Source organism: Thermodesulfobium sp. 4217-1, from assembly GCF_039822205.1.
GTDB lineage: Bacteria > Thermodesulfobiota > Thermodesulfobiia > Thermodesulfobiales > Thermodesulfobiaceae > Thermodesulfobium.
This window is the reverse complement of sequence record NZ_JBAGBW010000013.1, coordinates 12,905-30,370: the sequence shown is the minus strand read 5'-3', so window position 1 is coordinate 30,370 and position 17,466 is coordinate 12,905. Positions and strand designations below refer to the sequence as shown.

The 17,466-nt window shown below is 35.7% G+C and carries 15 protein-coding genes and 1 tRNA gene; 6 read left to right on the top strand and 10 right to left on the bottom strand.

The window, feature by feature from the left end:
* Positions 1-17 precede the first annotated feature (17 nt).
* Complete coding sequence (locus V4762_RS06190; protein ID WP_347314915.1) at positions 18-1,352, bottom strand: TolC family protein; 1,335 nt, start codon at positions 1,350-1,352, stop codon at positions 18-20.
* Between the two features lie 357 nt (positions 1,353-1,709).
* On the opposite strand from V4762_RS06190, the gene V4762_RS06185 reads away from it, so the two are divergent.
* The 4 genes from V4762_RS06185 to fdhF all read left to right on the top strand — a co-directional run bounded on the left by V4762_RS06185 (position 1,710) and on the right by fdhF (position 7,205).
* Complete coding sequence (locus V4762_RS06185) at positions 1,710-2,174, top strand: NADH-quinone oxidoreductase subunit NuoE family protein (RefSeq protein ID WP_347314914.1); 465 nt, start codon at positions 1,710-1,712, stop codon at positions 2,172-2,174.
* Between the two features lie 178 nt (positions 2,175-2,352).
* Complete coding sequence (locus V4762_RS06180; protein ID WP_347314913.1) at positions 2,353-2,727, top strand: (2Fe-2S) ferredoxin domain-containing protein; 375 nt, start codon at positions 2,353-2,355, stop codon at positions 2,725-2,727.
* Entirely contained in the window at positions 2,724-4,349 is a 1,626-nt protein-coding gene (locus V4762_RS06175) for a NuoF family protein (protein ID WP_347314912.1), read from the top strand. The genes V4762_RS06180 and V4762_RS06175 overlap by 4 nt, the downstream gene beginning before the upstream one ends.
* Positions 4,350-4,487: 138 nt before the next feature.
* A complete protein-coding gene (gene fdhF / locus V4762_RS06170) occupies positions 4,488-7,205 on the top strand; it encodes a formate dehydrogenase subunit alpha (RefSeq protein WP_347314911.1) in 2,718 nt (905 codons plus the stop codon).
* A 42-nt stretch (positions 7,206-7,247) separates the two neighbouring features.
* Here the strand turns inward: fdhF and V4762_RS06165 are convergent, their stop codons facing one another.
* The 4 genes from V4762_RS06165 to V4762_RS06150 all read right to left on the bottom strand — a co-directional run bounded on the left by V4762_RS06165 (position 7,248) and on the right by V4762_RS06150 (position 11,262).
* The gene (locus V4762_RS06165; protein ID WP_347314910.1) at positions 7,248-8,111 is read right to left on the bottom strand and encodes a prephenate dehydratase; all 864 of its coding nucleotides are present in this window, start codon (positions 8,109-8,111) and stop codon (positions 7,248-7,250) included.
* Between the two features lie 21 nt (positions 8,112-8,132).
* A complete protein-coding gene (locus V4762_RS06160; protein ID WP_347314909.1) occupies positions 8,133-9,383 on the bottom strand; it encodes a GGDEF domain-containing response regulator in 1,251 nt (416 codons plus the stop codon).
* Between the two features lie 132 nt (positions 9,384-9,515).
* Positions 9,516-10,760 (bottom strand): GGDEF domain-containing response regulator, encoded by a 1,245-nt coding sequence (locus V4762_RS06155; RefSeq protein ID WP_347314908.1) that lies wholly within the window; start codon positions 10,758-10,760, stop codon positions 9,516-9,518.
* Positions 10,761-10,809: 49 nt separating this feature from the next.
* The gene (locus V4762_RS06150; protein ID WP_347314907.1) at positions 10,810-11,262 is read right to left on the bottom strand and encodes a C-GCAxxG-C-C family protein; all 453 of its coding nucleotides are present in this window, start codon (positions 11,260-11,262) and stop codon (positions 10,810-10,812) included.
* 234 nt (positions 11,263-11,496) lie between these two features.
* On the opposite strand from V4762_RS06150, the gene V4762_RS06145 reads away from it, so the two are divergent.
* Positions 11,497-12,081: a hypothetical protein gene (locus V4762_RS06145; protein ID WP_347314906.1), complete on the top strand. Its 585-nt coding sequence runs from the start codon at positions 11,497-11,499 to the stop codon at positions 12,079-12,081.
* A 100-nt stretch (positions 12,082-12,181) separates the two neighbouring features.
* Here V4762_RS06145 and V4762_RS06140 read toward each other — a convergent pair whose 3' ends face one another.
* The 5 genes from V4762_RS06140 to V4762_RS06120 all read right to left on the bottom strand — a co-directional run bounded on the left by V4762_RS06140 (position 12,182) and on the right by V4762_RS06120 (position 16,080).
* A complete protein-coding gene (locus tag V4762_RS06140; protein WP_347314905.1) occupies positions 12,182-13,513 on the bottom strand; it encodes a pyridoxal phosphate-dependent aminotransferase in 1,332 nt (443 codons plus the stop codon).
* Between the two features lie 89 nt (positions 13,514-13,602).
* Entirely contained in the window at positions 13,603-15,021 is a 1,419-nt protein-coding gene (locus V4762_RS06135) for a hypothetical protein (RefSeq protein ID WP_347314904.1), read from the bottom strand.
* 34 nt (positions 15,022-15,055) lie between these two features.
* Entirely contained in the window at positions 15,056-15,649 is a 594-nt protein-coding gene (locus V4762_RS06130; RefSeq protein WP_347314903.1) for a PulJ/GspJ family protein, read from the bottom strand.
* Complete coding sequence (locus V4762_RS06125; RefSeq protein WP_347314902.1) at positions 15,618-15,977, bottom strand: type IV pilus modification PilV family protein; 360 nt, start codon at positions 15,975-15,977, stop codon at positions 15,618-15,620. Before V4762_RS06125 ends, V4762_RS06130 begins: the two co-directional genes overlap by 32 nt.
* A 26-nt stretch (positions 15,978-16,003) precedes the next feature.
* A tRNA-Arg gene (locus V4762_RS06120) sits at positions 16,004-16,080 on the bottom strand.
* Positions 16,081-16,148: 68 nt separating this feature from the next.
* On the opposite strand from V4762_RS06120, the gene V4762_RS06115 reads away from it, so the two are divergent.
* Positions 16,149-17,438 (top strand): solute carrier family 23 protein, encoded by a 1,290-nt coding sequence (locus V4762_RS06115; protein ID WP_347314901.1) that lies wholly within the window; start codon positions 16,149-16,151, stop codon positions 17,436-17,438.
* Positions 17,439-17,466: the final 28 nt, after the last annotated feature.

Here is a 17,466-nt window from a genome sequence, read left to right as displayed (position 1 = left end):
GTCCTCCCTTTAAAATCTTACTTAATTCCCAGATCTGAAAGCAATGTTCCGCTTTTGTAATCAAGATCTACCATAGACATATAATATTTATTTTCTTTATCAACCAGATTTGCTCTTATATTATCCAAATTTGTCTGCGCATCCAATAAATCTATAAACGGAGAAAGGGCATTTTGATATCTGTGTAAAATAATGGTTGCGTCTTCTTCTGCACTAGCTAAGGCTCCCTTTGCAAGCTCCAAATTCTTTTTAGCTTCATCTACCCCAAGGTAAGAACTATATACCTCTAAGGAGATAGCATCCTGCATAGCCTTTAGGTTTTCTTCTGCCATTTTTTGTTCTGCTTTTGCTTTTTTTATCTCATTTTCTCTCTTTGTGCCGTCAAATATGTTCCAGCTTAAATAAGCGAGAAATTGATAGCTGTCTCCCTCAGACCCAAAAATATTACTGTGATCGTTCATCTGATAAGTAGCAGATAGCCCAGCATAAGGCAAATACCCTGCCGAGGCGAATTCAATATTATTTTTTGCAATCTTATTTCTCAATTCAATTGCTTTTAAATCAGCCCTGTTAAGACTTGCGCTCTTGTAATAGTCTTCACTTTGAAGCTTTATCGGAAAGTCAAAATCACCTGATGGAAGAACATTATCATCTATACCCAAAACCAAGCCAAGTGACCTTTGTAATACTTGAAAATTTTTCTTAGCGCTTACAAGCTTCTCTTTTGCAGCTAAAACAGAGGTTTCAGATCTCAAGACATCAGAATAAACGCTAAGCCCTACTTTATAATTAATCTGAGCAATCTTTTCGTGTTCGACAGAATCATCAAGGGCCTTCTGAGCAACATTTAAATATTCTTTAGCAGTCTGGACATCCAAATAACTTTTTATAACCTTGTATACCACATCTTCCTTCTTCCTCTGATAATCAAGCTTTTGTGCTTGAAGATCTTTTTTCGCCATGCTTATGCCTAAAATGGCCTTTTTAGAAAATATAAGCTGATCGACGGTAAATGACGTTTGATAATCATTTATGGAAGAAGGATTATTAAGCGAATTTATGTCAAAATCGCTTTGGGCAAATCTTCCTTCATTTAACTTTGCCATAAAGGCGTATGTGGGATTGTTTGTCCTCATATAAGTTTCATTGAAAGAGAGCTTTGGCAAATAACTGCTTTGGGCAATACCCAAATCAGCTTCTTTAACGCGGATAGACTCAGAAAGAGATTTTAACTCATGATTGTTTACCAATGCATATTGTATAGCCTCGTTTAAGTTCAAACTCATTGGCTCGGAATAAGAAATTTTGGGTGTTAGAAAAAACAATAAAAAAAATAAAACAATTAACCTCACAATTTCCTCCCAAAAATTAACTTAAATTAATACTATTTTACAACAAAAAATGAATATTATATTCAAAGATGCTGTGTTGTATTAATATATTTAAAAGTATTTAATATAAGATGTCAAGTATCTCTATTTTAACGATAAAAATAAGTTATCAATAAACTTGAGTCAAAAAGGTTACATAATGTTGGTAAAGTTATAAAATATGATTATTACAACAGGTAAAAATATAATTTGTTATCGATATTGTTTACATGCAGATATGTTGATAAATGGCAAAAAGTCCGCATGCAGCAGGGGTTGAAATGCTTAAAGAGATTGCAGGGTAAAAAGGCTAAAGTAAAAATTTTGAAAGGAGATAAAATGGAAAGCAAAAAAATACCCGCAGTAGACAAAGAAATTAGAAAATGGGGAACAAAACACGAATCTCTAATTCAGGTTTTGCATGGCACTCAAGAGTCCTTAGGCTATCTCCCTGAGGAAGTTTTATCTTATATTGCAAAAAAAATGAACGTATCACTATCCAAAATTTATGGCGTTGTCACTTTTTATAACTTCTTTAAACTTACAAAAGACGCAGAGCACGTGATTACGACTTGTCTGGGTACCGCGTGTTACGTTAAAGGAGGAGAAGCTATATTAAATGCACTGTGCAAAAGATTGGACATTGAACCAAACGAAATCACAAAAGATGGAAGATTTACAGTAAGAACTGTTAGGTGTGTGGGTTGCTGTGGTTTCGCACCAGTTATGGTAGTGGATGGAAAAGATATTCATGGCAAACTTACGCCAGAAACGGCTATCGACATCCTTGAAAAGTATATGTAGCAAAGATCCCTCTTTAGAGACCCATAACATAAATAAATCATAGAAATTGAAAAACAAAAAGCTTTTAAGATCGGTAATTATGAGTTAAAAATTAGACATAAAGCACCTTTTTTAAAGATTTTGACTAATATAAAAACTCATAATCAAGTTAAGCAAAACTTTACACGGAGGTTTTTAGGTGGAAAAAATTAAATCAATTGATGAATTGCGAAGATTAAAAGAACAATCACAGGCTTTTCTTAAAACAAGGCAAAAGGATGTAAAAGTTAAAATCTACATTAGCGTTGACAAAGAAGAAAACACCAATGCTTCAAGAGATGTACTTCTTGCAGTCCTTGATGAGCTTAAAGAAAGAAACTTTTCGGATTTCCAAATTATCGAAAAAGCCCCTATGGGATCTGGTATAAAAGAACCATTTATGGCATTGGAGAGAGATGACTTGGTTGTTTACTATAGCAATATCACACCAAATATGGCAAGAGAAATTATTGCCTCTCATGCAATAAAGGGACAAATTGTTAGCGATTGGGCTTCCAAAAGGAGCAATCTATGAAAACTTATAGAATTCATGCACTAGTATGTGCTGGAACACAATGTCTTGCAGCAGGAGGCAATGGCTTTAAAGATGCACTAGTAGAAGAATTGAAACAACACGGTCTAACAGAAGAGGTGCTTATTGTCGAAACTGGTTGTATGGGATCCTGCCAATTGGGCCCTCGAATGGTTGTTTATCCTGAAGGAATAATGTACACAAGGCTTAGCCCAGAAGATGCAAAAGAGATTGTAGAAGAAGATTTTCTTAGAGGAAGACCTGTAACAAGACTTCTCTGGAAACAAGATGAAAAACAATTTCTCACATTAAACGAGACCCCATTCTTTGCAAAACAGACAAGAATAGTTTTGAGAAATTGCGGTTTTATAAATCCGGAAGACATAACCGAATGTATTGCGCAAGGAGGTTATGAATCATTAGCCAGATGCATAACCGAGATGACCCCTAAAGATGTAATAAAAATTATAAAGGATTCTGGACTGCGTGGAAGAGGAGGAGCGGGATTCCCTACAGGACTAAAATGGGAGCTTGCAAATAAACAAATATCTGATATCAAGTACATAATATGCAACGCAGACGAAGGAGATCCTGGCGCTTATATGAATAGATCTGTCCTTGAAGGAGACCCACATTCTGTTCTTGAAGGAATGGCAATAGCAGGATATGCAGTCGGAGCTCAAAAGGGATTTATTTATATAAGAGCAGAATATCCCCTTGCAATTAAAAGGCTTGAGATTGCTATAAAACAAGCAAGAATGTCGGGCCTATTAGGCAAGGGTATTCTGGGAACAAACTTTTCATTCGACGTAGAGCTGAGGATGGGTGCGGGAGCATTTGTTTGCGGAGAGGAAACCGCCCTAATAAATTCTACTGAGGGAAAACGTGGTGAGCCAAGAAAGAAACCGCCCTATCCAGTTGAAAGCGGCCTATTTGGAAAACCCACAGTTATAAACAATGTTGAAACTCTTGCCAATGTATCGATTATTATCGAAAAAGGTGCAGATTTCTTTAGACAGTTTGGCACTGATAAGAGCCCTGGAACAAAAGCCTTTTCTCTTGTAGGCAAGGTTAACATTGCAGGCTTGATTGAAGTTCCACTGGGGACCCCTCTTAGAACAATAGTATTTGATATTGGTGGAGGAATTCCCGAAGGGCATACATTTAAAGCTGCACAAACAGGAGGACCATCTGGAGGGGTTATCCCCGCAAAACACCTGGATATACCTATGGATTACGAAAATCTTCCTCAGCTTGGAGCAATTATGGGCTCTGGCGGTCTTATTGTAATGGATGAAACAAGCTGTATGGTAGATGTGGCCAAATTCTTCCTGAAATTTACTGTGGACGAGTCCTGCGGTAAATGTGTACCTTGCAGAGAAGGCACAAGACAAATGCTTAATATCTTGGAAAAAATTACCAGTGGGCTGGGTACAATGGAAGACCTCGATCTTCTTGAGAAACTTGGCAATGTTATAAAGCAAACCTCCCTTTGCGGACTGGGACAAACCGCACCAAATCCAGTATTGTCAACACTTAGACATTTTAGAGATGAATATATAGCACACGTGAAGGACAAAGTGTGTCCAGCAAATGTTTGCTCAATGAAAGCAAAAAATAATTAATTTGATATGTGCAAGACTTATATTGAGAAGTGATTGAATCAAATTGGTCAGTTTAAAGCCAGCAAGGTTAAAAGTTAATTGCGAGTGTTTTGAAATTATAAAAGAAGTATTTAAAGAAGTAGACAAAGGAGATTTCAAATGAGTGAATTATTAAATGTAAAAATTGACGGAAAACCTTATCAGTTTCACAAGGGAGACACGATTTTAAAAGCATGTAAACAAGTTGGCCTTGAAATACCAACTCTTTGCTATCTTGAGGGCATTTCAGAAGAAGGCTCATGCAGTTTGTGTGTGGTAGAGATTAAAGGTATAAAAACTCTACAAAGAGCTTGTATTACAGAAGTTGCTGAAGGAATGGAAATCACTACAAACTCAGAAGCTATACACGAAGCAAGAAAAATCAATCTTGAGCTCTTGCTGGCCCATCACCCATTGGATTGTATGACATGTGATAAAGACTCTGACTGCGTTCTTCAAGATCTTGCTTATCAATTTGGCATAAAGAAGAGCCAATTTCTTGACGAAAAAGATACATTTTCTTGTCCAATAGAAACTGCGTGGGATACAAATCTGTTTATTCAATTTGATCCACAGAAGTGTATACTTTGCAGGTGTTGTGTGGGCGCTTGCGAAAATCAGGCAGTAGTTGAAGCGATTGGCATTGCAATGAGAGGTTATAAATCTGTTGTCTCTACTCCTTTTAATCTCGCGCTGGAGCAAACTAATTGCCAATTTTGTGGAGCATGCGTTCAAGCATGTCCAACCGGTGCGCTTATCGAAAAACCACGAATTGGAAAGGGAAAGATATTTAAATTTAAAAAGACTGAAACTGTATGTGCCTATTGTGGCGTTGGTTGCAACCTTGCGCTTTACAAAGACAAAAACAATAATCTTGTTATGGCAAGAGCCGTTGAAAACAAAGATCCAAACAGAGGTAGACTCTGTGTAAAGGGTAGATATGGCTATGAATATGTAAATTCTTTCGAGAGACTCACAAAACCTCTTATAAAAGAAGATGGCATTTTTAGAGAGGCCTCATGGGAAGAAGCCATTGACTATACTGCAAACAGATTGCTTGAGATTAAAGAAAAATATGGCCCTGATTCCATTGGCGTTCTTGGCTCTGCCCGTTGCACCAACGAGGATAATTATATAATCCAAAAATTTGCGCGAGCTGCCTTGGGCACAAACAACATAGATCACTGTGCAAGGCTGTGCCACTCTTCGACCGTTACAGGATTAGGCAAGGCATTTGGAGCAGGTGCTGCAACAAACCCAATCTCGGACATTGAAAACGCAGATGTTATGTTTATTATTGGTTCTAATACAACCGAAACTCATCCTGTCATCGCTCAATTTATTAAAGAAAATAAGAAAAAAAGAGGAGCGAAATTAATAGTTTGTGATCCAAGGAATACAGATATTGCAAAATATGCCGACACTTTTATCCAACACTACCCCGGAACTGATGTAATACTTCTAAATGCGATGATGAAGATTATCGTCGATCAAGAACTTACGGATAAAGAATTTATTGCCAATCACACAGAAGGCTTTGAAAGACTCTTAAAGATTCTTGAAAACTTTAATATAGATGATGCTTCAAAGATTACAGGCGTCGATAAGAAACTAATTGAAGAGGCAGCGATTGTTTATGCTAAAGGTCCAAATTCAATGATTTTCTACACAATGGGCATAACACAACACCATGTAGGAGTTGACAACGTTCTTTCTATTGCAAATCTTGCTCTTATTACAGGACACATAGGCAAAGAAGGAAACGGTATAGACCCATTAAGAGGACAATCAAACGTACAGGGCGCATGTGATGTAGGCGTATTACCCGACGTATATACAGGCTATCAGAGGGTAACAGACGAATTTGCAAGAAAGAAATTCGAAGATTTCTGGAAGGTAGATCTCCCTAAGAACACTGGCTACGCAGTATCACAATTTGGAGACCTGACGCTTGAAGGAAAGCTAAAAGCCGTGTATACAATGGGAGAAAACCCGATGGTCACAGAAGCAGACGTTCGTCACGTAAAAGAGAGTCTTGGAAAGCTGGAATTCTTAGCCGTACAGGATATTTTTCTTTCTGAAACTGCTGAAATTGCAGATGTTGTCTTTCCTGCCAAAGCCGCTTATGAAAAGTCTGGTACATTTACGAACACAGAAAGAAGAGTTCAGCTCCTGAGACCTGCAAGGAATCCATCTCCATCTGTAAAAGATGACTGGAAAATAGTATGTGAAGTCGCCACTCGTATGGGATATTCAATGCATTATAAGGATGAGGAAATGATTTGGAACGAAATAAGAGAGCTCACGCCTTCACTTAAAGGGATAACCTATGAAAGATTGGAAGAAAATTCTCTGCAATGGCCTTGTCCTGATGAAACACATACAGGCACGAAAATTCTCCACTACAATGGCAACTTCAAGCGCCCTAACGGGAAAGCTCTTATTAGCGGCGTAGAGTTTCATCCACCCATTGAAATACCCGATGATAAATATCCATTTATTCTTACAACTGGCAGAATGCTTTTCCATTATCACTCAAGAAATGAAACCAGAAGGGTTAAGGTGCTTGAAAATTTCGTTCCAGAAAATTTCGTAGAGATCAATCCTGAAGATGCCAAAGAGCTCAACCTTAAAAATAAAGATAAGGTTAAAATTCGAACAAGGCGCGGAGAGATCGTCGTAAAAGTAAAAATTTCGACGAAGCCCAAGAGAGGCGTCATATTTGTGAGCTTTCATTTCTCTGAAACAAATGCAAACATACTCACCATAAACGCGCTCGATCCTGAGGCAAAGATACCAGAATACAAGGCATGCGCCTGCGCTATTGAAAAATTTTAACTTAATGGGACTATTTAATTGAAGATAACTTTATAAAATTTTTTAATATCTACCCAAAATATGGATATTTAGATCAGAATAAGCGCCATCATCTATTAGGTCATTAATATTGGTAGTGCTTGAATTTGAATTTAATTCGACTATGTATATATAATCGCCTAAATAGGTCTTTCTGGGTATATCATGAATATAGCCAATCTTATAACCGCTATTTTCTAAAGAGTCGAGTAATTTTACTGCCTGATTGTCGTCACCAGTTAAAACCAAGATATAGTGATCGCCATTATTGTTTTGCCTATTTATATTTGTGACAACCCAAAACCTCGTAACGTTTGAGTCATTCATTTGAATGTCATGAGCTAAAACGTTTAAATGATAGACTTTTGCAGAACCTTCTGATGCAATTGCAGCACTGGAATTATCCTTTAGTTCTGAAACCTTTTTGGAAGCCTCAGCAGTACTAGATACCTCAACAATTTTAGCATCGGGCAAGTTTTGCTTAAGCCATTCCTTGCTCTGGGATATGCCCTGCGGATGTGAGTATACTGTTTTTATGTTTTTTAACTGAGTATCACCCCAAACCAAAAGAGCCTGTCTAATAGGCAGATCGACCTTTCCTACGACAGTTAAACTGTCATCCTCAGCAACTAACTCTAAATAGTTATAAACGGGGCCACCTATGGTATTTTCTACAGGCACTACTGCATACTGACATTTGCCTTCTTTAAGCATGTCTATTGACTGAGTTACGGTTTTGTTTGGGATTAGCTTCTCACTGGAGCCAAAATATTGCATTGACGCCTCTTCGCTATAGGTCCCAGCAGGTCCTAGATAGCAAACATCAGCAAAGCACTTGCTCTGAAATAAAATAAAAGCTAAAAATAAAACAGTAAAAATTTTTTTCAAGTGATTCACCTCCTGAAATTGTTAATCAACATTAAGAATAACTTTATTTTTATCCAAATCTTTTGCCTTATGCAGAAGCTCATAAGCTTGTTCTAACATAAGCTCAACATTATTTTCTATTTTTGTTGTTACGCCAATAGACACTGTCAAATTTAATTCTCTGCCATCAATTGCAAATACATAGGACTCTATCTGTCTTCTAAGCGATTCGAAAATATTGAAAGCGCTGTCATTGTTTACTATACCCATAACACAAAACTCACCTGCGCCAACCCTGACAACAATGTCTCCAGATCGAAATCTATTTTCGAAAATCTTTGCAATATTTTTTAAAACCTTATCACCAAGAAGATGTCCATTTATATTATTTATGTCCTTGAAGTTATCAACGTCAATCACAGAGAGCATAAGCTTTTGATTGTTTCTTTTTGCGTTCTCTAAAAGTTTTCTACCTGCTTCATATAAAAAGTTTATGTTATGAAGCCCCGTTAATATATCAGTTGTTATAAATTTTCTATTATTTTCGATTAATTCCAAAATTTCGATATTTTGCAAAACTCTTAAGAAAAATTCTTCTCTATTAAATGGCTTAAGAATAAAGTCATTGGCTCCAACCAATAAGAATTCCTTGGTCAAAATAGTGTTTTCTATAGCGCTGATCCCGATAATTGCCATTTCCTCATATGAATATGTTTTTCTAAGGACGTCTACCAACTCGACTCCACGCATCCCAGGCATATTTTCATCGGTTAAAACAAGCTTTATATTTTCAACTTTACCCACAACTTCAATGGCATCTTTTGCATTTTCTACAGCAATAACCTGGAAATTATACGTCTTTAAAAGAGAGGCCATATATTCTCTCATAATGGCTGAGTCATCTACAATTAAAACTTTGATAGATTTGTCTTTATCCAGCCTAATAATTAGCCTCAATAGATAATCTAAGCTAAAATTTCTGTCTTTATTTATACATTCCACAATACCCTTTTTTAGAAACTTTTCTCTAATGTTTTCATTTAAAGCAGAAGAAAAAATAAATAAAGGAATTTTGTTATCTGTTAAATAATCTACGTATTCATTAACTGTTGCATCGGGCAAATCAGACATACCAATTACGCCGCATAAAATATTGCTTTTATTTTTATTGACAAAGTCTTTCGTTTCACTAAAAAATTCGAGAAACACAGGCTTGAAATCAGTCCCCTTTTTAATAACATCATTAATACATTTGGACACAAGCTTACTCTGCCCCAATAACAATACATCCATCGAATTTACCCTCCCAAATAATTAAAAATTACCGAATATTTAGCATAATGCATTAAATAAAGTTATATAAATGATTATAGCTTATACCAAAAATTTTTAATATAAAAAGTCTTAATAAGAAAAAATTATTAATTATAAATTATCTACAGTAACTACGTTTCTGCCTAACTTTTTAGACTTGTAAAGCATTTTATCTGCACGTTTTATCATAGACTCGACACTATTAGCTAATTTAGTTGTAACCCCCACTGATATGGTCAGTTTTGTGCTGTTTTCAGCATCTCTAAATTCATAAGAGGCTATATATTTTCTCAATGATTCAAAAATGCCAGCAGTATCATCACCCATAATTCCAATAACGCAAAACTCGTCTCCGCCCAACCTGGAAACGATATCGCCAGCCCTGAATCTATTTTTTATTAGCTTTGCAAGAGTTTTTAAAACCATATCTCCGAAAAGGTGGCCATACGTGTCATTTATATCTTTGAAATTGTCAACGTCTATTATGGCCAAAGAAAGTTCAAGATTGTTTCTTTTAGCATTATCTAAAAGTTTTTCACCTGCATCGAATAAAAACCTTCTATTGTATAGCCCCGTAAGAAAGTCTGTAGTTGCGTAAACCTTTTGGGATTCGAACATCTCTAATATCTCTATATTTTGCATAACTCTTAAGCAAAATTCTTCTTTATAAAAAGGCTTTAATATAAAATCATTTGCACCACGCTTTAAGAATTCGACAGTCAGCAAACTGTTTGAGTATGAACTTATACCTATAATAGCCATTTGTTCTTTGGTAAAAGATTTTCTTATGTTGTTTACTAAATCAGAACCTCTCATTCCTGGCATATTTTCATCAACAAGAATTAGTTTTATGTCTTTATTTTTATCTAAAAGAGACAATGCCTCATCAGAATTTTTTGCGGAAAAAACATGGAGATTATGCGATCTCAATATATCTTCCATAAATTTTCTTGAAACAGAAGAGTCATCAACTATAAGGACCTTTATATCTTTGTTCTTATAGAGTCTTTTGACAATTTTTATAACATAGTCAAGATTATTGTTGCTATCTTTTAGTACATAGTCTGCCACACCTTTTTTAATCAATGTGTCCCTGATGTCATCATTTAAAGTAGAAGTAAAAACAATTGCTGGAATTTTATTTTTTATACAAACGTCCACAGCTTCTCCGTTTGGAGCGTCTGGCAGGACTAGACCAAGAACAGCACAAAGAACATTATCTGAGTTGTTCCCAACAAAATCTTCAAATTCTTTAAAAGAAATGAAAATTATCGGTTCGAGATTGCTATCCTGTTTGATAGCATTGTAAAGATACTTTGATATAAATTTACTATATTCACATATTAATACAAACAACCTGCACCTCCAGGTTCTTTCTTAAAAAATTAAAAAATTATTATTATCATTATATATCAAGATTTTGAATAATATTATCAGTAATCTTTACCGAACTTTTCACACATTGCTTACAAACGTTATTTAGCAATTCTTTTTCTTTAAACTCACTTTTGCCAAGAGGCGTCTTCAGTGAGCAGCCCCCCAACAAATCTCTACAATGATATGAACCGTGTATCCCTTTAAAGCTTTCTAAAAATATAGTCGTTTTTTGTTCTGTTAGTTCTTTCAATTTACTTTCATCGCTAACCACATTGCCTAAATGCAAACCTATGACCATAATAGCTGCACTTACAGCACCACATATTTCGCCCATTCCGCCAATGCCAGCACCAAACCCACGAGCCAAATTTATAGCCTTATCCCTATCAAAATCCAAATCTTCACAAAAGGTATGTAAAACTGACTGTGCACAGTTGCCAAGCTTCGGAAAATATTGCAAAACGAGTTCTTCTTTATCCATATGTGCAAAAACCTCCTTAAGAAACACTATAAAATTTTATCTTGATATTATATAATAAATTTCTAATAGTAAATGTTTAACATAAATATTTTAAGATAACTAAACATCTATATAATTCAGTATAAATTTTATTCAATATACAACCGATAATACTTAATGAGAGATAATAAGGAATATGATATAATTTTTTAGTTAATCTTTCGTCAATAATATGTTATGAAAGGAGAAAATACAATGTCAGTTCAAGGAATTAGTTCATCCTTACTTATTCAAAATCAATTATATACGAATTCTACTTCGAATGTGACTCCTGGGAGCAACACGACACAGTCCACACAACAAGCATCTCCTCAACTAGGACAGGCATTAATGCAAACTTTACAACAATATGGCATTACACCTCAAGCTATGCAAAATAATACCCAGGGAAATCATCACGCACACAATGGAGGAGGAGCAGGAAGTCAATTCGTACAGCAGTTACTTGCAACCTTGAATCAAACAAATTCAACTTCCACTCAGACGAATGCTGCCAATTCCAATACCAATTTTTTGTCATCTCTAAATTCATTGGTTTCATCGCTCCAAAACACCCAGGGAACAACTAGTACACAAAGCGCTAGCATAACTGCTCTAAATAATTCTTATACGAATCTGATCAATTCCATTACATCAACCAATACCCAAAATAACTCTTCAAATGCGAATTCATCTAACCAGTATCCTACACTTGCGAATTTCTTGCAGACTCTTTCACAAAACCTCTCAAATAACCTTGCAAGCAGCTCATCTGGATCTATCTTAAACACAATAGCATAAAATTTATCTCTGTTTTTGTTAGCAGTAGTTAATTTATTTAAAGCAAAAAGCCTTCAGACTTTTGGGGCAACGTAGTCTGAAGGCTTTTTTTATTTATCTACTATCTTTTATCCTCATACTCTCTAAGCAATCTTGCAAACAGCTCAGGTACCAATTTCATTTCTTTATCGTTTAGAACGCAAGCTATTCTCATCTGAGTATTAGCGTAAGGATTTTTGTTTTTATAAAATCCAGCAGCAGGAGCTACAAGAAGGGTATAATTTATTCCATTAATCTCTACGCTACCCTCGCTCGCACAATACATAACAAAGTCATTTGCGTCGAATCCAGGCTTTACTACATTTCTTACGTCCACCATAGAATATATTGCTGCCTCTGGTTGAGTAACAATTAGATCTGGCATTAGAGATTTCAAACCGCTATAAAGCTCGCTCAATATTCTCTTGTAGTATGATCTCAATGACATTACCCAGCCTTGAAGCTCTCTTTGGTCCTCAAGTGCAATTGCAGAGGCAATGTATTGATCAATGCAAGAAGGACACAGATAAGTGGTATTGGCAGCCCTTGCCTGCTCAAAAAACAATTGATTATCTGTGACAAGCGCCCCCATTCTGAGGCCACAGGCATTAAATAACTTTGAAAATGACTCTATACTAATCCTTATTTTTGCTTCATTGATTCCAAGAACCTCATCTTCAGAAACGTTCCATATTGAAGGAGCAAATTTTATATCATCCCTATAATAAAGCCCTCTGTATGCCTCATCGCTTACGAAAAATATATTATGTTTGATGCAAATTTTTGCGAATTTATTTATAGTCTCCTGAGTCATAAGCGTTCCCGATGGATTGTCATAAGGTATTATCAGAAAAGCTGAAGGATTCTTTTCCTCAATTATCTTTTCGATGGTGTCTATTTCAACATCACTAAATATGCCATCAGAATTTAATTCCCTATCTATCGCCACTATTTCCCTGCCCAATTCCTGAGCAATTGAAATATAGTTAGTATAAACGGGATCGAGCATCATAAGAGGTCTATTTGCATCCTTGAACTTACCGCAAACGCCCAACATCACCAGCTTCATAATATGTGACGCGCCAGTATCCACCATTGTAAAAAGTTCAGGGTCTAAACCAGGCTTTAAAAAAGACTTTATAATATTTTTAAAAGTCTGATTTACAGAATCTATCCCCTCAGTCTGAGTATATCTCCATATACCTTTCTTTAGACTTTCATCCTCCACAGATAACAATCTTCTTAACATTGCAGGATGAGTGGGCAAGGAAATATTGCCTATAGCAACGTTTATGGCACTGACAGGTTCACCAGTTCTCTTAAGCCTATCTGAAAAAACTATGCTGGACTTTCTAATACATGAAGGAGCGATTGAATTGAAAAAATCAGTTGTAGCCAAATCTAAATTTTTCATTTTATAACCTCCATTAACAACTTATAAACAAAAGTCTAAATTATCTAATAATCAAAGTCAATTTATACTCTATTGACAACTTAAAAATACTAAAATTCCCTCCAGGAACCTTTTACTATGACAAATTTTAATCCAAGAGGCGGCCCAAACCAATTTTCTGGCGGATCGAAAAATACGACACTTGAGCCATCATTTAACAACGTATTAGAGTTGGGATCTTCATTGAGCACCAGTAAAGATCCCAAAATATTCCCTGATATATCTGCAGAATTAAAAACGGTGACAGTGGAATTGACCGATTCATTTGGCCCAATAGATATAGAATTGGCATATAGCGATGAGCTTTTTAGAGAACCCTTTAACGCTGGATCTGACGTGCTTATATTAAAAATATTATTTACATAAATGTTGGAACCCGTTGCATCTAAGACTCCCCCATCCAAAACATAAATATTATTAAAATTTAATTGAGCATTATTTGAAATTAATTGCCCATATATTCTTGAATCGCCCTCTACATTCAGAGCTTTATTTATGGTAGCGAAAGAGCTCTTGTCGTCTAAGAAGTCGCCTTTAATCTGAGCTCCGTTATTCACCAAAACTTTGGAAGAATTTACCAGATTCAAATTTTTTAACACTAAAAGCGCGCCGCCAACGTTTAGATTGTTAGAATTTAAAAAATTTAAATCCGACAAGACATTTAAGCCATTTTTAATATTTACTTCTTTACTTCCCAATGAAAGAGTCCCTCTCACAAAAAGCTGCCCGTTGAAGTCAAAATTAGCACTCGATGGAAGCAACAGATCCCCATAGGTAGAGACGTCAGAAGAAAATGTAATTTTACAGTTGCTCTGAGGATTATTTATCCTCAAACTTGTGCCCAACTTTACAGGAACCAGATAGGTCTGGCCACAATTCAATGAGTTTATTACTGGCGCACTGTTAGCTGGATCCATATAGTTGACTACAAATCCAGAGGGCAGATTTTGCAAATTCTTTAAATACTCTTGCCAAAAGGCAGAGTTTTCGTCAAAGTTTACTTTTGTGGGATCAGATGAACTAAGTACCCCATCTGCACCCGAAACGAAAAATATATTAGGATACGAGTCACCAACATAATTAACTAAAACGCCAGGCACGGCTTTATCGTTAGCATTGGTTACAACCTTTACGCTGCCTATTGTAGAAGTATGACTCCTTACCCCAAGAGCGAATTTTGGAACAGAGATCTGTTGCTCAGCTAAAACTTCAACATTCTTATCAAGAGAGGTTGCGACTATTCTTTTGTATTGTCCAATATCATACACAGCAATCTTTACAGGTATTGAGTTCTCTACTAAATCCTCTCCAGAGTATTCTGGATCCGTTGACAATGTCAACACAGCATCATTGATGGCCTTTTCACAGGCAATGAGATAATTAGCGTTTGTTTTGACTACAATATCGGTATTTAAAGTGTTTTTTATAACTAAAAAAGTAGTAGAAAGTGCGATAATAATGAAAAACATTGTTAGCATCACAAAAAGAAGAGAAAAACCCTTTTTATATATTTCGCAGTTTAATGTATTTCTCAATGTGTGTTTTTTCAGGTGAATCGATGTCAATCGCAATCTTCACGATATCTCCCGACGCATCCTCTATAAAATTTCCCCGATCGACCCTGCCCCTAAGAGCGACCAGACCAGACACGTATACGTCAGGCGCATTCATAGGCTCTGTATTACCATTTACATACCTCATAAGGAAACCATTCGAAACATAATATCCTACATGCTCGTAGTTGCCGTCTCCATCCGGGAAGCTCTCACTTGGAATATTGTTTAAATCAAGATTAAAATAAATAGCATTCTGGTTTATGATTATTCCTGGATCTGAAGTTTTATCGCTTGCTAACAAGAGGTTCTTGTATCCGCTCTGTCTAATTTCTTGTTCAATTCTCAATATTACGAAAGAGCTCTCTGATATAACTTCATCTTTGCCTTGAATTTTCGTTAGAGTCTTTGAAGAGTTATATAGGTTCATTACCAAGGTCAAGATTATAATAGATCCTAATAAAACTGACAGAAGAACTTCTAAGAAGGAGAGTCCGTTTTGAAATTTATCTTTATATCTCAGTTTGTAATGTAACATCTTCAAATCTTTTTGGATTCTCTTTGTCAACTACATTTATGATTATCAATTTCTTATTGTTGTTTGCAATCTTTTGAATGTTTACCTTAAAACAGTCGCTATCAACGCAGCTAGTCTCTTCAAGGCTCAAGTCATGATCGCTTTTATCTGACAGGGCTCGTTCAAAATTACTTTGCGCAATTTCAAGAGCTTTATTGTAAACGTGTAGATTCTTTTCCACTATCATAGAGCGAGATAGACTACCGAAAGAAACCAACATAAATATTGATAGAATAAAAATGCTTACCAAAATCTCCAATAAAGTAATTCCATGTTTGTTATATAGAATCCTCACCGCCAAAACCCCTTTAGAAAGTAACATGGTGTCCACGACAGGAATCGAACCTGTGACCCCCGGATTAGGAATCCGATGCTCTATCCTACTGAGCTACGTGGACACATATAATAAATTACCAAAATAGCTCTATTATGTCAAATTTAAAAATATTATGTTTTAATATAGACTATGACTGAGAAGGTAAACTTAAAATACAATTTTGATGATAGACCTCCACTGTACATAATCTTTCTTCAGGGTTTACAATGGCTAGTCTTAATACTCCCACCCTTAGTCATTGTAGCCAGCACCATAGCAAAGCTAGACAACTTCTCATACTCAGAAGAAGTAAATTTTCTTGCAAAGATATTTCTAATTTCAGGCATTTTTCAAATACTTCAACTAAAATTTGGTCACAAATTGTCCCTTTTGGTTGGGCCATCCACTGCTCTAATGCTGGGCTTTGTCCTGAATCCTGGTGCATCTTTGGAAGAGATCTCGTTCGCCTCAATATCAGTAGGCATATTTATACTAATCCTTGCAAAGAGCAATATCATAAGACGATTTTCAATACTTCAGTCAAAAGGAGTGACAGTAAGCGTGCTTTTGCTAATAGGGATTTCGCTCATTCCCATTTCTATAAGCCTAGCCTTTTCATCGGTGCCTTTTACTTCTACCGAAAATATAATTTTTATTCTGATATTATCGATAATTACGATTTTCTTTTCTAAACAAAGCTTCCCCCTATCAAAATTTTCGATCTTCTTCTTTATGAGCATATCTTCAATCATTTTCTTAATATTTATAAAGCCTATTCACACAGAACCTGTTTTAAGTGCTAATTTATTTTCACTCCAAATGCCAAAATTCGATCCCGTCATAACAATATCGTTTTTATTTTGTTATCTTGGAGTGGTAATAAACGAGATAGGCTCTACTCAATCTCTTTTCGGAGTGCTAAATATTCCCCCATCTCTTGAAAAAACAAATAAAGGCATTCTATTTGACGCTATATCTGGAATATTTTCTGGGATTTTTGGGTCAGTTGGAACTGTTAGCTATTCGCTTACGCCTGCCTTGATAGTAATGACTCAAAACGCATCAAAGTATTCGTTTTACCTTGTTGGTTTAATATTTATACTCGCCTCGCTATACCCTACTCTGGTTGGAATTTTCGTGCAGATACCTACTCAGGTAATTGCAGCGTCTCTTCTAGTGGTGGGATATATCCAGATAGAGGCAGCGATAAAGCTTTCAAAATCAGAAAAGGGTTATCACAGCCTTCACATAGGCTTAATTTCTTTTTTGGGATACTTAATCATTCCATACATCTTCGAAAAAGTAGTAATTATTCTGCCAGAGTTAAACATCTTATCAGGTCTTTTCTTAAATGGCTTTAGCGCTGGATTACTATCAGCAATTATTGCAGAAATTATCTACAGAATTTTCAAAAGAGCGCAAAACATACAGTCAAAATAGTAATCTTTCTTATTTCAAAAATTTACTA

What these genes read in the sequence shown, in the direction of transcription:
- V4762_RS06145 (WP_347314906.1), top strand. Translation starts at nt 11,497, where the DNA reads ATGTCAGTTCAAGGAATTAGTTCATCCTTACTTATTCAAAATCAATTA.
- V4762_RS06140 (WP_347314905.1), bottom strand. Translation starts at nt 13,513, where the DNA reads ATGAAAAATTTAGATTTGGCTACAACTGATTTTTTCAATTCAATCGCT.
- V4762_RS06160 (WP_347314909.1), bottom strand. Translation starts at nt 9,383, where the DNA reads ATGGATGTATTGTTATTGGGGCAGAGTAAGCTTGTGTCCAAATGTATT.
- V4762_RS06135 (WP_347314904.1), bottom strand. Translation starts at nt 15,021, where the DNA reads ATGTTTTTCATTATTATCGCACTTTCTACTACTTTTTTAGTTATAAAA.
- V4762_RS06150 (WP_347314907.1), bottom strand. Translation starts at nt 11,262, where the DNA reads ATGGATAAAGAAGAACTCGTTTTGCAATATTTTCCGAAGCTTGGCAAC.
- V4762_RS06185 (WP_347314914.1), top strand. Translation starts at nt 1,710, where the DNA reads ATGGAAAGCAAAAAAATACCCGCAGTAGACAAAGAAATTAGAAAATGG.
- V4762_RS06115 (WP_347314901.1), top strand. Translation starts at nt 16,149, where the DNA reads ATGACTGAGAAGGTAAACTTAAAATACAATTTTGATGATAGACCTCCA.
- fdhF (WP_347314911.1), top strand. Translation starts at nt 4,488, where the DNA reads ATGAGTGAATTATTAAATGTAAAAATTGACGGAAAACCTTATCAGTTT.
- V4762_RS06175 (WP_347314912.1), top strand. Translation starts at nt 2,724, where the DNA reads ATGAAAACTTATAGAATTCATGCACTAGTATGTGCTGGAACACAATGT.